This window comes from Paraclostridium sp., assembly GCF_051656405.1.
GTDB lineage: Bacteria > Bacillota > Clostridia > Peptostreptococcales > Peptostreptococcaceae > Paraclostridium.
The window spans coordinates 31,785-46,786 of the sequence record NZ_JBOGBV010000046.1 but is presented as its reverse complement, the minus strand read 5'-3'; the positions used below and the strand labels follow the sequence as shown (position 1 = coordinate 46,786).

The 15,002-nt window shown below is 29.2% G+C and carries 14 protein-coding genes; 1 reads left to right on the top strand and 13 read right to left on the bottom strand.

The features are described from left to right. Window positions 1–58: 58 nt before the first annotated feature. Window positions 59–940 (bottom strand): SH3 domain-containing protein, encoded by an 882-nt coding sequence (locus ACRDDE_RS06415; protein ID WP_438626361.1) that lies wholly within the window; start codon window positions 938–940, stop codon window positions 59–61. A gap of 261 nt (window positions 941–1,201) precedes the next feature. On the opposite strand from ACRDDE_RS06415, the gene ACRDDE_RS06410 reads away from it, so the two are divergent. Beyond that, window positions 1,202–1,396, top strand: a complete 195-nt coding sequence (locus ACRDDE_RS06410) for a hypothetical protein (RefSeq protein ID WP_419742789.1) — start codon at window positions 1,202–1,204, stop codon at window positions 1,394–1,396. A gap of 202 nt (window positions 1,397–1,598) precedes the next feature. Here ACRDDE_RS06410 and ACRDDE_RS06405 read toward each other — a convergent pair whose 3' ends face one another. The 12 genes from ACRDDE_RS06405 to ACRDDE_RS06350 form a co-directional block, all read right to left on the bottom strand. Continuing rightward, window positions 1,599–2,036: an MOSC domain-containing protein gene (locus tag ACRDDE_RS06405; protein ID WP_419743289.1), complete on the bottom strand. Its 438-nt coding sequence runs from the start codon at window positions 2,034–2,036 to the stop codon at window positions 1,599–1,601. A 1-nt stretch (window position 2,037) separates the two neighbouring features. Continuing rightward, window positions 2,038–2,508 carry a cyclic pyranopterin monophosphate synthase MoaC gene (gene moaC, locus ACRDDE_RS06400; RefSeq protein WP_438626360.1) on the bottom strand — a complete coding sequence of 157 codons (471 nt, stop codon included), beginning with the start codon at window positions 2,506–2,508 and terminating at the stop codon, window positions 2,038–2,040. Between the two features lies 1 nt (window position 2,509). Next, window positions 2,510–3,460: a GTP 3',8-cyclase MoaA gene (gene moaA / locus ACRDDE_RS06395; protein WP_438626359.1), complete on the bottom strand. Its 951-nt coding sequence runs from the start codon at window positions 3,458–3,460 to the stop codon at window positions 2,510–2,512. 319 nt (window positions 3,461–3,779) lie between these two features. After that, a complete protein-coding gene (modB, locus tag ACRDDE_RS06390) occupies window positions 3,780–4,421 on the bottom strand; it encodes a molybdate ABC transporter permease subunit (RefSeq protein WP_021432328.1) in 642 nt (213 codons plus the stop codon). 1 nt (window position 4,422) lies between these two features. Further along, window positions 4,423–5,187, bottom strand: a complete 765-nt coding sequence (modA, locus tag ACRDDE_RS06385) for a molybdate ABC transporter substrate-binding protein (protein ID WP_438626358.1) — start codon at window positions 5,185–5,187, stop codon at window positions 4,423–4,425. Between the two features lie 15 nt (window positions 5,188–5,202). Beyond that, entirely contained in the window at window positions 5,203–5,745 is a 543-nt protein-coding gene (locus ACRDDE_RS06380) for a 4Fe-4S dicluster domain-containing protein (RefSeq protein WP_114543075.1), read from the bottom strand. After that, complete coding sequence (locus ACRDDE_RS06375; protein WP_438626357.1) at window positions 5,745–7,121, bottom strand: [FeFe] hydrogenase, group A; 1,377 nt, start codon at window positions 7,119–7,121, stop codon at window positions 5,745–5,747. Before ACRDDE_RS06375 ends, ACRDDE_RS06380 begins: the two co-directional genes overlap by 1 nt. Before the next feature lie 11 nt (window positions 7,122–7,132). Continuing rightward, window positions 7,133–7,690, bottom strand: a complete 558-nt coding sequence (locus ACRDDE_RS06370; protein WP_438626356.1) for a 4Fe-4S dicluster domain-containing protein — start codon at window positions 7,688–7,690, stop codon at window positions 7,133–7,135. Between the two features lie 26 nt (window positions 7,691–7,716). Beyond that, entirely contained in the window at window positions 7,717–9,012 is a 1,296-nt protein-coding gene (gene fdhD / locus ACRDDE_RS06365; RefSeq protein WP_438626354.1) for a formate dehydrogenase accessory sulfurtransferase FdhD, read from the bottom strand. Beyond that, window positions 8,990–10,192 carry a molybdopterin molybdotransferase MoeA gene (locus tag ACRDDE_RS06360; RefSeq protein WP_438626352.1) on the bottom strand — a complete coding sequence of 401 codons (1,203 nt, stop codon included), beginning with the start codon at window positions 10,190–10,192 and terminating at the stop codon, window positions 8,990–8,992. The genes fdhD and ACRDDE_RS06360 overlap by 23 nt, the downstream gene beginning before the upstream one ends. 116 nt (window positions 10,193–10,308) lie before the next feature. Further along, window positions 10,309–12,444, bottom strand: a complete 2,136-nt coding sequence (gene fdhF, locus ACRDDE_RS06355) for a formate dehydrogenase subunit alpha (protein ID WP_438626350.1) — start codon at window positions 12,442–12,444, stop codon at window positions 10,309–10,311. Window positions 12,445–12,968: 524 nt separating this feature from the next. Continuing rightward, the gene (locus tag ACRDDE_RS06350) at window positions 12,969–14,417 is read right to left on the bottom strand and encodes an amino acid permease (RefSeq protein WP_438626348.1); all 1,449 of its coding nucleotides are present in this window, start codon (window positions 14,415–14,417) and stop codon (window positions 12,969–12,971) included. Window positions 14,418–15,002: the final 585 nt, after the last annotated feature.

The window sequence follows — 15,002 nt, the reverse complement described above, 5'->3', positions numbered from 1 at the left end:
AATAAAAAAAGACGGTACGTAAGTAACTTTACTTAACGTACCGTCTTTTTTATGTTAACTATTTTAATATTTTTATTTCCATGTTTTGTCTTCCGAACTTAACACATTCTGCTTCACTGTTCATAAATATATCTATTCTTTTACCTTTTATAGCACTTCCACAGTCTTCTGCTGTAAATACCATGTCAAACTTAGGTATATATACTTTTGTTCCATATGGTATTACAGTTGGGTCAACTGCTATAGTTCCCCATTTAGGAGTAGTTCCTGTTGAAGTTATAGTATCTCCAGCATATGCTGTTGCTTCTATAGATATTGATGTTCCATTATTGTTATTAGATGAACTTTCTGCTTGTTCGTTAGAAGATTCATTTGTTGTTGCATCAGATACTGTAGATGCGCTCTTAACTTCTTTAGCTGCATCATTGTTTTGTTGTTTAGCTTGAGTTTGCGCTTGTTCTTTAGCTTGAGATTCTGTTAAAACATAATCACCACAAACCCATCCTTCTTTTTTATCATCTAATTTAATTCTATACCAATTATCTTGTTCTTCTAAAAGTTTAATTTCTGTATTTTTGTCTAATGTATCTAATTTATCATGTTCTGTAGCTGGCCCTTTTCTTACATTTAATTTGCTAGCAGTTACAGTTGCATTCTCTTTATCAGTATAATCTCCACTTACCCATCCTTCATTTCCATCAGTAAGCTTAATCTTATTCCATCCATTATTTGTTTCTAAGATTTCAACTACCATACCTCTGTCTAATGATCCTACTCTTTGGTCCTCTATTGATGGACCTTTTCTTACATTTAACTTCTCTGCTTTAACTACTTCTCTCTCAGCTGCATATATGTTACTTGTAGATGTATAAAGCCCTCCTACAACTAATCCTAATGCTAATATTAATGATGATTTCCTCGCTCTTTTATTCATACTCATAGTATCCCTCCAGTTAATTTAAATAAATAAAAATTATATATTATTGACCATTATGTCTTGTAAAATTCATATTTTATGATTTTGTTACTTTTCTGTAACTTTTAATTAATGATAATATATTTTTGAACCTTTGTAAACACATTTTCTATAATTACCAGAAAAAGGGTTACAAATTAGTTACAAATTTAGTAACAATTTAACGTTTCATCCCCCTACCTATAAGTGTATAAATATCTATATATTAATATGGAGGTATTAAGTATGATAAGTTTTTGTTCAATGTGTTCTGGTATTAGCGAGGATGAATTAAAAAGAGCTTTATTAGAAGTTGATATAAAAGAAGATTGTATATGTGAATGTGGATCAGAATTTACAGCTTATGTAGATACGGAATTAATAACAGCAAAAGATAAAGAAGACTTTATAGCTCAGACTCTAGAAATATTAAATAAATAATCATTTTTGAATTATCTATTTAATAGTCTTAGGTAATCTTATAGTTTCCATGTTTTTTTCTACGTTATCTATAACATTGCTTAAATTGACTATATTTAAAAGTGGCATGAGTCCAGTTGAATACCGTACTCATGCCACTTAAAATTGCTTTTTATATGTGTCCACTTGACATGGATATATTTATTACTTATTTTCTTTTATATTATGCTTCAATAATTTCTATTTTATCTCCACATTTAACTTCACCATCTTTTATTATTTTAGTGAATATTCCTTCTCTAGGCATTACACAGTCTCCAACTTTAGTTTTTATTTCACAGCCTTTATGGCACTTCTTCCCTATCTGCGTAACTTCTTGAATTGTATCACCTATTTTCAACTTGGTTCCTACAGGCAGCTCATACAGAACTATACCTTCAGTTGTTAGGTTTTCGGCAAAAACTCCAGGAGTTAAACCATCTATTCCTTGTTTTCTTGTTTTTTCTATACTTTCAATTCCAAGTAAACTTATTTGTCTATGCCACTCACCTGCATGGGCATCTCCAACAAGACCATGATTTTGTTTAAACATTCCTTTTTCTATTGGTTTTTTTATAGTTCCTTTTTTCTCACTTATATTTATAGATACTACTTTTCCTATATTATTCATTTCTAATGTACTCCCCACTTTTTCCACCTACTTTTTTTACAAGTCTTATATTGTTTATAACCATATCCTTATCTATAGCTTTGCACATATCATATATAGTAAGTGCTGCCATAGAGACAGCTGTTAAAGCCTCCATCTCTACTCCAGTCTTACCTACAGTAGATACAGTAGCTTCTATTTCTATTTCTGTTTCTAATATATTAAATTTAATATCCGCTCCTGTTAAAAATATATTGTGGCACATAGGTATTAAATCCCATGTTTTCTTTGCGCCTGTTATTCCTCCGACTTGTGCTACAGAAAGTACATCGCCTTTTTTTATTTTCCCTTGCTTTATTACCTCTATAGTTCCTGATTTCATAGATATGCTACCTTTAGCTGTAGCAGTTCTTTTTGTTTCATTTTTTTCACTTACATCTACCATTTTGGCTTTTCCATGTTCATTAAAATGAGTAAACTCCATCTTAACCTCCTATTCGAACCATGTCTCTTTCTACATATTCTCCATTTTCTAAATTGTGTTCTTTTGGCTTATCTTTTATAGACTTTAGTACTATCTTTTTAATATCTATATTATTGTCCATTGCATATCTTAAATCTATTTCTTCGTTAGAGTGAAGACATAGTTTAAGTTTTCCATCATATGTTAGCCTTAATCTATTACAGTTTTCACAGAATTTACAAGATATTGGATTTATTATACCTACTTTACCCTTTCCATTTGGAATTTTGTAATAAATAGCTGGAGATGATATATCCTCAGCTTCTATATTTATAAGCTCTTGGTTTGCTTCTATAATTTTATGATTAGATATAAACTTATCTAAGCTCCACTCCCTAACTTGTCCAATAGGCATAAGTTCTATAAATCTAACCTCTATATCTTCATCTATAGTTAAATTTATAAATTTATTTATCTCATCATCATTGAATCCACCTATTAAAACTACATTTAACTTTATAGGTACTAATCCTACTTTTTTGCACTCATTTATACCTTCTAAAACAGCCTGTAAATTTCCACCTCTAGTTATAGATTTATATTTTATTGGATTAAAAGAATCTATACTTATATTAACTCTTTTAACTCCATATTCTTTTAACTTTTTAGCATATTTTTTTAATAAAATTCCATTTGTTGTTATTGCAAAATCTTTTAAATCTAATCTTCCTATTTTTCTAATTATATCTAAGCTATCTTTTCTTGCTAATGGCTCTCCACCAGTTATTCTTATTTTATCTATTCCTAAGTCAACTAAATCCTTAGCTATATTGTATATTTCATCACAAGATAGTGACTCTTCATTTCTAAAATTATTTTCAATAGCTGGCATACAATACTTGCACCTCAAGTTACAGCTATCAGTAATAGATATTCTTAAATAATTTATATTTCTGTTGTGAGAATCTATCATATTAATCACCTATATAAATAATGTCATCTTTTTTGTCAAATTATTTAATTTAACTGCAGCTAAAATGCAAACTGTTATGTAAATAAAAAATTCGCTTCGCTCATGTCGCCAACGACTTCGTCCGTTGCTCAAAATGTCATTTTTTACTTTCACCAATATTTTGATATGACTATACTTCATAAGTTATCCACAAATATTCGTTAATCATAAATTCCTTAAGCGTAAAAATGTTTAAAGCACAAAACTTAAACAATTTAAAATCTAATGTTATATTTAAGCTTTGTGCTTTTATTTTTTAATTAAAACATAATCTTATATTTTATTTTAATTTATTTAATATAAATATAGTAGTAAAACTTATTATTATAGTTATTATTATTAATATATTTGCTTCCCTTATATCACCACTTTCTACGAAAAAATATATGGCTAAAGGTACCGTTTGAGTCTTACCTGGTATATTGCCTGCTACCATTAAAGTTGCTCCAAATTCTCCAAAAGCCCTCGCAAATGATAATATAGTTCCGCCTATAATACCTTTTTTAGATAATGGTATTATTATTTTCCAAAAAACCTTACTATCAGTAGCTCCAAGATCTTTAGCTACATCTTCATATGTGGTATCTATTTCTAAAAAAGCAGTTTTACAGCTTTGATACATCATCGGAAGCGCAACTACTATACATGCTATACATGCCGCCTGTGGAGTAAAAATCAATGATTTTTCAAATAAATTATATACAAACTCTCCTACTGGACCATTTTTCCCAAGAACTACTAAAAGTCCATAACCAACAACAGATGGTGGTAATACCATAGGAATAATTATAAAAGATTCTATAATTGTTTTAAATTTAAAATTATATTTTGTAAATATTCTAGCCAAAAAAATACCTACTACTAAAGTTATCATTGTAGCTACTACAGAAATTTTTATGGATAAGATTATGGCATCTTTCATGTTAATTATTTACACATTCAAATCCATATTTTTTAAATATTTCTTTAGACTTTGGACTATTTAAGTATTTAATAAATTTATCCGATTGAGATTCATTCTTTGTACTTGCTACAATAGCTGCTGGGTATATTATTGGCTTATGCATATTGTCATCCACTACTTCATAGATTTTACACTTATCAGAACTTAATGCATCTGACTTATATACCATTCCAAAGTCTACATTGTTTGTTTCAACATAAGATAGTACTTGCTTTACATCTTTTGCATATATTATTTTATCTTTTAATTTATCATACATTCCCATATTCTCTAATGATTCTTTAGCATAGTCTCCAGCTGGAACTACTTTAGGTGTTCCTATAGAGAACTTCAAATCGCTGTCATTTGGATCTAAATTTTTATTTGATTCTTTATTTGATATTATCACAAGTTTATTTTGTAATAAATCTATTTTAGAATCTTTTTTTATAAGGTTTTTCTTTTCTAATACATTAATTTGCTTAGGTGAAGCAGATATATATATATCACAATCTGCACCTTGTTCTATTTGCTTTTGAAGAGTTCCAGATGCCCCTAAATTAAGTGTAATATTCACATCATTTTCTTTTTCATATATACCTTTTATTTCTTCTAGAGGTTCTTTTAAACTTGCCGCGGCTGATATAGTTATATTTTGTTTTTCTTTAGAATCTTTACTACACCCACTTAAACCTAATACCAATATAGCACTTACAATAAGTAAAATCTTATTTGTTTTTCTCATTAGTTGTACTCCTTATTATAAGTTGGAAATGCATGCTGCTGCTTGTTTTCTTTTATCATTTATGATTACTTTTACATCCTCTTCTTTTACTATTTTAAATGCTTTAGTAGGACATACATTTACACATGCAGGACCGTCTTCCTTCCCTGCACATAAATCACATTTATTTGCTACCATTTGTTCTTTGAAATATAATTTATCTGAATCTATATTATCTAATTTAATTTCTTTACTTACTATTTCTATAGCTCCTATAGGGCAGGCTATAATACATGTTTTACAGCCAACACATTTTTCTTCCTTAACTACTATTGCCCCATTTTCTCTTTTTATAGCTTCATTAGGACATACATTTGCACAAGGTGCATCTTCACATTGTCTACATTGAATAGGCGCACTTACTTCTGCAGTTTTTACAACAGTAAGTCTTGGATTAAAGTTTATATGATTTGGATCTTGTAAAAATATATTTTCTTCAGAGTGAGCTACTACGCATGCAATAGAACATGTTCTACATCCTATACATTTATTTGGGTCTGATATAACAAAACAATTCATTATTTAGCCACTTCCTTTCTAGTACAATAATTTGTATGTAATAAATGATGTGATTTTTCTCCTAATGGTTCTTTTAAAAATTCATCATATATTTTCTTTATAGCAGGACTTTCATGAGATTTTCTTATCTCTATATCTCTATCGTGATTATAAGTTGATTTTCTTCTATTTGCATAAGCTAATTCTCTATATTCATCTAGTAAAAGTTTAGGTTGCCCTCCACCACTAATACATCCTTCTGGACATGTCATAACTTCTATAAAGTGTAGGTCACAGTTACCCTTTTTAATATCTTCTAATATAGAAACTACATTTTTTAAACCACTTATCGCTGCAACTTTTAGACTTAAGTCGCCTACTTTTATAACAGATTTTCTTATTCCCTCTCCACCTCTAACTTGAGTTACCTCTACGTTAGGAATTTCTTGGTTAGTTATAAGCTCATATCCGGTTCTTATAGCAGCTTCCATAACTCCACCTGTAACACCAAATATAGTTCCTGCTCCAGTATAATCTCCTAGAGGAGAGTCAAAGTCTTCATTGTTTAAACTGTTAAAGTCAATTCCCATATCTTTTATTAAATAGGCTAATTCTCTAGTTGTGATTACAACATCTACATCTTTGTATCCACTTGACTTCATTTCTTCTCTATCACATTCAAATTTTTTGCAAGTACATGGCATTACAGCTACACTAAATACATCTTTAGGATCTACATTATTCATTTGAGCACCATAAGTTTTAAATACTACTCCACCCATTTGTTGAGGAGATTTACAACTTGATAAATGATTCGTAAGTTCAGGATAATTATCTTCCATAAACTTTACCCATGCAGGACAGCAAGAAGTAAACATAGGAAGATTTTTATTTTCCCCTATTCTTTTTATAAGTTCACTACCTTCTTCCATTATAGTTAAATCAGCTGCAAAGTTTGTATCATATACCCTATCAAATTTTAGTTGTTTTAATGCTGCAACCATCTTCCCATATGTTAATTCTCCTAACTCACAACCAAATTCTTCTCCTAATGCAACTCTTACTGCTGGAGCACATTGAACCACTGTAAATGAATTTGGGTTAGCTAAAGCTTCTTTAACTTTTTCTACATCACATGTATTATAAGCTGCAAATAAAGGTTCTTGTACGCTTTCTAGCATACCTCTTTCTTCTTTCTTTTCTTCTATTGTATCTTGTCCTAATTCGTATATAGGAGCAAATGATTTACATTGCTGTACACATTGACCACAAATTACACATCTATCTTCATCTATAAATTGAGCCTTTCCTTTTTCTCCTTGTATTGCATCTACTGGACAAACATCACTACATTTTTTACAACCCGTACATAAGTCTTTATCTATATTTACAATCATAACTTATCCTCCTATTTATTATTTGAAATTCCAAGCAAAGCAAGCGCTGCTTTTTTATTTTTTAATTTTTTATCTTCTATAGGAGACACTAGTTTTAATGCATTTTCTGGACAGGCATTTATACATGCTAGTTTATCGCTACCTTTACATAAATCACATTTATATGCTATTACTTTTTCATCTTCTAACTCTATTTGTTCTACTTTTTTTCCATCTTTATATTGAGGTAATAGGTCTATAGCTCCGAAAGGACATGCTAATATACATGTTTTACACCCAACACATGCTTCTTCTTTTACAATTATTGTATTATTTTCTTTTTTTATTGCCTTATTTGGACATGTATTTAAGCAAGGTGCATCTTCACAATGTTTACATTGTATAGGCATATAAAAATTACCTTGTTTAACTAAATATAATCTTGGTATAACAGGTATTTCTACAGTTCCAACAGTATATCCAACATTATTATTCTTATTATGCTCAACAAAACATGCAACCTCACAAGCTCTACATCCTACGCATTTGTTTGCGTCTGCTATTACAAACGAATTTAATGTACTTTTCATATTTTCCCACCTTTTAATTTTACTTTTTAATACTTAACTCTATATCCATTAGCATATATATTCATTCTTCTTCCTCTTACAAATCCAACTAAAGTTATATTTAACTTTCTTGCAAGCTCTACTGAAAGATTTGTAGGAGCTGACTTTGAAACTACTATAGGAATTTGCATCTTACATGCCTTTTGCATCATTTCAAGAGAAATTCTTCCGCTAACTACTATAAATTTATCTTCAAAATTCACATCATTTAATACACTATATCCAATTACCTTATCCATAGCATTATGTCTAGCAACATCTTCACATATCACTACAGGATCAGCGCCATCAAACAGTGCTACACTGTGAACTCCTCCAGTATCTTTAAATAATTGAGACGATGTCAAGTTCATGTGCATTGAATTGTAAATTGTATTTATATTTATTTCAAAACTATTTTTAACTGGATTACACTCAATAAAATCTAAATCATTTAAAAATATTTTTTCTAAGTTTAAATTAGTATCAGATTTATTCGATATAACCTGTGCTACCTTTAATTTTTCATCTATAATTATACTTTCTATATCATTTTTATTAGATATATAGCCTTTTGTAGCTAGAAACCCAACAATCAATTCCTCTAGTTTATCTGGAGTACATAAGAAAGTATTTAAATATTTTCCGTTTAAAATTAAACTTAATGGGTATTCTGATATTATAGTTTCTTTTTCTTCTTTAGCATTTTGATTATCTATTTTAACCACATCTATTTTTATAGTTTTATCATAATCATAATTTATTAATGGAATCTTAAGTTCCTCTGTTTTTATATAAGATTCAATAAAATTAACTATTTGGTCTATATTGTTTATATTTAAGTTGGTTATACCCTCTATATGTTCATTTGTCGCTATAGCGATAAATGTATCTTTATTTATTGAATTATTAAAAAGAAAATTTTTATCGACTTCTTTTCTATGAACTTCAATTTTAGGATAAGGATTTTGTTTAAATCCTTCAGTAAAGATAATATCTACATCGTCAAATAGTTCTAATACTTTACTTAAGCTTTTGTCTTCTTCTAGGATTTTTACTACCCCTATTTTTTCACTTGAAGCTATAACTACATCTTTAGCTCCTGCCTTTGTAAACCTATAACTGTCCTTACCTTCTTTATCTATATCAAACTTATGAGCATCATGCTTTAATGCTCCAACTTTATATCCTTTTTTCTTAAATTTTTTTATTAATGATTCCACCAAAGTCGTTTTTCCCATTCCAGACTTTGTAGAAACTATAGATATTATTTTATGTTTATTATTGGAATATAAATTTCCCATCTAATATTTCTCCTTTTTTTACAAATCCTTTATCCTTTGGAACTATCACTATTCCATTAGATTTTGTAATCATTAAAAGTTGATTAGAACATTGAGAACCCGTCTCATATGCATAAAATTTACCATCTTCTTTATTTATATCAACATAAACATAGTTTGTTCTTCCCACTTTGCATTTTATATCATGCTTTAATATAACAGGAAATTTATTTTCTTTTATATCTTCACCACTCATTTTTAATATAGCAGGCTTTACAAACTCTTCATAGGTAGTTATAAATGATAGAGGATTTCCTGGTAATCCAAAAACTAATTTTTCACCAATAGTAGCAAATATAACTGGCTTGCCAGGTTTTATTGCTATTTTATTAAATTTAATATCAGCACCTAACTCAATTAATACATCTTCAATAAAATCATAATCACCTGTAGAAGAACCACCTGATGTTATTATTATATTTGAAATTTCTATAGCTTCTTTTAATTTTCCTTTTATAACATCCTTTTTGTCCTCAATTATTCCAAATGATTTCACTTCTAAATCTTTTGCTAAAGCCTTTAATGAGTATTCATTGCTATTTCTTATTTTACCATTTTCTATAGAATCAGTTATATCAACTAGTTCATCCCCAGTAGTTAATACTGATAAAATTGGTTTTTTATAAACCTTAATCTTTGAATATCCTAGAGATGCTAAAAGTCCTATTTCACTAGCCCTAATTTTTTGCCCGACTTCTAATGCTAAATCTCCAACTTTAAGCTCTTCACCAATATTAATTATGTTTCTATTTTTTTTAACTACTTCCGATAATATAAGCTTATTTTCATCTAATTCTACATTTTCTATTTGTATAACTGCATCAGTATCATCTGGAACAGGAGCTCCTGTCATTATTTTTATAGCTTGATTATCATCTACTTTACCTTCAAAGCAATCTCCTGCTTTTATTAACCCTACAATATCTAAACAAATTTTTTCATTTTCATTACAAATCAAAGAATCCTTGCTTTTTATTGCGTACCCATCCATAGCTGATTTATTAAAGGGGGGCAAATTATCATTAGAATATATATTTTCAGCTAATGTATATCCTATCGATTCCATTAAATCTTTTTCACATGTCCCTATTAGTTTAGATTCTTCAATAATTTTATCTATCGCCGTAGAAATATCTATCATACCCATTCCCCTTTGTTTTATTTTTAACTTAACAATATATTTTTATTTTATAACCCAATTAAAGACCTATCATTTTTATAATTAATCAGATAGATCTTTAAAATCAGATATATAGTCTATTTTTCAATTAACATTTGTTTTCTTATTTTTTCATATTCATCTTTTATATATTGCTCTGCTGAATCTTGGTCTTTTATACTTTCTACTTTTATTGCACAGTATTTATATTCTGGAGTTTTAGATATTGGATCTAAGTTATCTATAGTCAACTCATTACAAGATCCAATCCACCAACTGTAAGTCATATATGTAGCACCTTGTATAACTCTATCTGTTACTAAGGCTCTAGTTAATATACTTCCTCTTCTTGAACTTACTCTAACTAATTCTTTGTCCTTAATTCCTAGCTTTGAAGCATCTTCTATACTTAATTGTATGTATCCTGGCTCATCCTCTAAAGCTCTAAGTGCTCTGCAGTTTCCTGTCATTGTTCTTACTGAATAATGTCCTACCTCTCTAACTGTACATAATACAAGAGGATACTCTTTATCAGGAATTTCTTTAGGAGGTCTCCATTCACATGCGAATAGTTTTCCTTTTCCACTTTCAGTTTCAAATTTATTTCCTTCATATAAGTAAGGTGTACCTTTATGATCTTCATCTGTACAAGGCCATAAAACACTTCCTTGTTTTTCTATTTTTTCATACGATGCACCAGCGAATAATGGTGATAATGATCTCATTTCATCCCATATTTCCTTAGTATTATTATAACTCATAGGATATCCCATAGCTGTAGATATTTCACACATAATTTGCCAGTCCGGTTTTACATCACCTTTAGGTTCTACTGCTTTTCTCATTCTTTGGAATCCTCTATCCGCAGATGAGTATACTCCATCATGCTCACCCCATGAAGTTGCAGGAAGTACTACATCTGCATGTAGAGCTGTTTTATTCATAAATATATCTTGAACTACTACAAATTCCATAGCATCTAAAGTTTCTCTTACCTCACTTGCGTGTGGATCACTTTGTACTGGATCTTCTCCAAATATATAATAAGCTTTTACTTTATTATCTTTTAATGTTAAATGAGGTACTTCAGTTAACATAATACCTGGTTTAGAAGAAAGTTTAACTCCCCAAGCTTTTTCAAATTTCTTTCTTACTTTGTCATCAGTTACCTTTTGATACCCTGGGAATAAGTTAGGTAAAGTTCCCATATCACATGTTCCCTGAACATTATTTTGTCCACGTACAGGTCCTATTCCAACACTTTCTCTTCCAAAGTTTCCAGTTAAAAGAGCTAATGATGCAAGCCCTTTTACAACATCAACAGCTTGACCAAACTGACATACACCCATTCCATATAAGATAGTAGCATTTTTAGCATTTGCATATTCTCTCATTGCTTTTCTTATATCTTCTGCTGGTACGTTTGTCATTTTTTCAGCATACTCTGGAGTATACTTTTTAACCATTTCTTTGTATTCTTCAAATCCTTCAGTGTATTTTTCAACATATTCTTTATTATAAAGATTTTCTTCTATCAATACATTAGCAAATGCATTGACTAAAATCATATTAGTTCCACCTTTTATAGGTAACCACATATCTGAAATTCTTACAGATTCTGTTACCCTTGGATCTGTAACAATTAACTTAGCACCCTTTTCTTTTGCTCTAATAATTCTTCTAGCAACTATAGGGTGTGAATCTGCTCCATTATATCCAAATATAAATAATAAATCTGAGTTCTCTATCTCTGGTATAGAGTTAGACATAGCGCCATTTCCTAATGAGTAAGCCAGACCGGCTACTGATGGTGCATGTCAAACACGGGCGCAATGGTCTATATTATTAGTTCCTATTGCTGCTCTCATAAATTTTTGCATTACATAGTTTGCTTCATTTCCAGGTCCTCTTGCAGAACCAGTTCCCATTATTGCATCTGGGCCATATTTTTCTCTTATTTCATTTAGTCTAGATGCTGTATAATCTATAGCTTCTTTCCATTCAACTTCTTCTAACTTCCCATTTTTTCTTATCATAGGCTTTTTTAATCTTGATGTTAGAATTTTGGGGTCATTTAGAAAATCCCATCCATAATATCCTTTTAGGCATAAGTTTCCTTCATTAGTTCTTCCATCTGCAGGTTCTGCTCTCACTATTTCATTGTCTTTAACAACTAAATAAAGCTGACACCCTGCCCCACAATATGGACATACAGTTAAAACTTTTTTTTCCAAACGTACTCCACCTCTCTAAATTTTATTTCTTAATATTTAATGCATTTAATTTGTATAATGTATGTAACATGTATATATTACTACTCTGAATTTCAGATTACAATACTATAAATTTCCAAAAGTATATATTAATAATTCACTTCCTAAATACCTAAATTTTCTTTATATTCCAATATTTGCTTTTTGTATATGCTTTTATATATAAATTCAATATTATTTCGTATATACTTTTTTACTGTTCATTATGTATTTTCATATGTATTAATATATCTCAAACTAGATTGAATATTACAAATCTTTTAATTTATGAATAATTTATTTTTAATTTTTTTGTTTTTAATTTTTGCAAACCATATATTTTCCATATATTCCCATTAATTATTTTTAGACATAGAAAAACATATTTTATTGACTATAATCCAGATATTATCCACAAATATTAGTTAAATATGTTTTCCTTAAACGTAAAAAATGAGCGAAGTTTCCTTCACTCATTTTTTATCTCTATTTATTAACTAAATTTATTAGTTAGATGCATTTTCACTTCCATTAGTTATCTTAGCTATAACAGGTAATAATAATCCTATTCCCATTAATACTATAGGTGTTATAACATTTAAAGAAACTCTAAATATCCATTCTTTACTAAATGCAGGAACATCTGTTGGGAACATACCCATTATACAAGCAAATGCTGTAAATCCAAAACACCAAGCTCCAACTATGAATCCTAATTTATCACTCTTTATAAACTTGTATTCAGTTTTAAATTTACTACTCATCTTCTTAAGACCCATGTAAGCTAGGAATACCCATAAGTATCTCATTGGCATTACAACTGAGTTTAATTTTAATAACCAGTTAAATAACTCATTAGTGTTACCTATTCCTAATGCTGGAATTACTATTAATATAGAAACTAATACAGCTGTCATTATATATCCATTAACTAAAACACCATTTTTATTTGTTTTAGATAATTTCTTAGGTATAAATCTAGAGTCAGCTTCTCCTAATAATACTCTAAGTGGAGCATCTATTGAGAATACTAAAGCCGATAATTGTGCTGCAGTATTTGCTAATGCATAAACTATAACAAATAAACTACCTAATCCATAATGCTCTCCTAATAGTTGGAATGCATAGTATTGACCATTCATCATTAAGTCTTCTGGTATAGCGTTAGCATTGAACATCATACCCATAGCTATTGATCCTAAAAGTGCACATACAGCAACCATTCCAGCTAAAACTAACATTCCTTTAGGGAAGTTTTTAGATGGGTTTTTAGTATTGTTTACGTATGGGGCTATTTTTTCACATCCTCCAACAGCAAATACTAACATTGATAAAGTTGTTAAATATGCAAAGTCAAATTTAGGAATAAATGACTTAGGTGTTATATCAGGTGTTGCAACATGTCCAGTTATAGCTGGGGCTGCTAATCCTAATACTATGTATAATAAAGACATAACAAACATTGACATACCTGCTACGTTACCTATAACCTTTAATACTTTTACTCCCTTTGTTGAAATATATAAAAATATTAAAAATACAACAAGTACCATTCCTTGTAATATTAAAGGGTTTAATTCCTTTAATGTTGTAGCAAGTTCTCCTGATGGACTAACTGCCCAAGAAAGTGCTATTAATAATGCTTGTGGCTTTTGTGCTAAATAAGGTACATGAACAACCCAGTAAGTCCACCCTGCCATAAATGCAAGCATCGGTGTTGTAGTTGAACTTATCCAAGCTGAAACTCCACCTTGAGAATCTTTAAATGCAGACCCTAGTTCCCCAACCATTAATGTGTATGGTACAAAGTATAAAGCTATCATGAATATCCATGAGAATACTACAGTAAGTCCTTGATTTGCAAAGTTATTGACAACATTTCCAAATCCCCATACCATAACAAACCCCATTAAGGCAATATTTTGCCAAGTTAAATTTCTATTTTGATCAGACATTGATCTTTTACCTCCCAAAATTTGTATGATTACGGTTTCTATTATATATTGTTATAATTTATTGTCAATACGCTATTGTAAATCGTTTTCTTCCTGTTTTTTCCTGCCTTTTTCTCAATCTTTTGACAATTAACTTTTTCTATTCACAATCTTTTCAAAATCTAAACGTATGTATTTTATTAATTTTCATTATTTTTTAAAATTAGTATTATTCACATATGTAGCTAGATTTTATATTAATTTTTTTTGATACGTTTTCTATTGCTTCTTTCATTTTCTTTAAATTAAATTATAATTTTTAACTTTTTATTTTTTTCAAATTTTTTTATTAATCTATTTATTTAACTTTCTTAATTTTAATATATAAATTTAATTAAATTAGTTATTTTTTTAAACTTATTATTAACATAAAGATTCTAAAGAGTTTATGACAACTAAAAAGGCCGAAACACTATTCTTATTAATCAATAATAAAGGTGCTAAATAATTTTTTTCTATAAATTTCTAAAAAAATGTTTAGAAAACTAATTATAGTGTATATATATAGATAGATAGCTACCTTGAAATAGAGGTGAATCTTGCCAA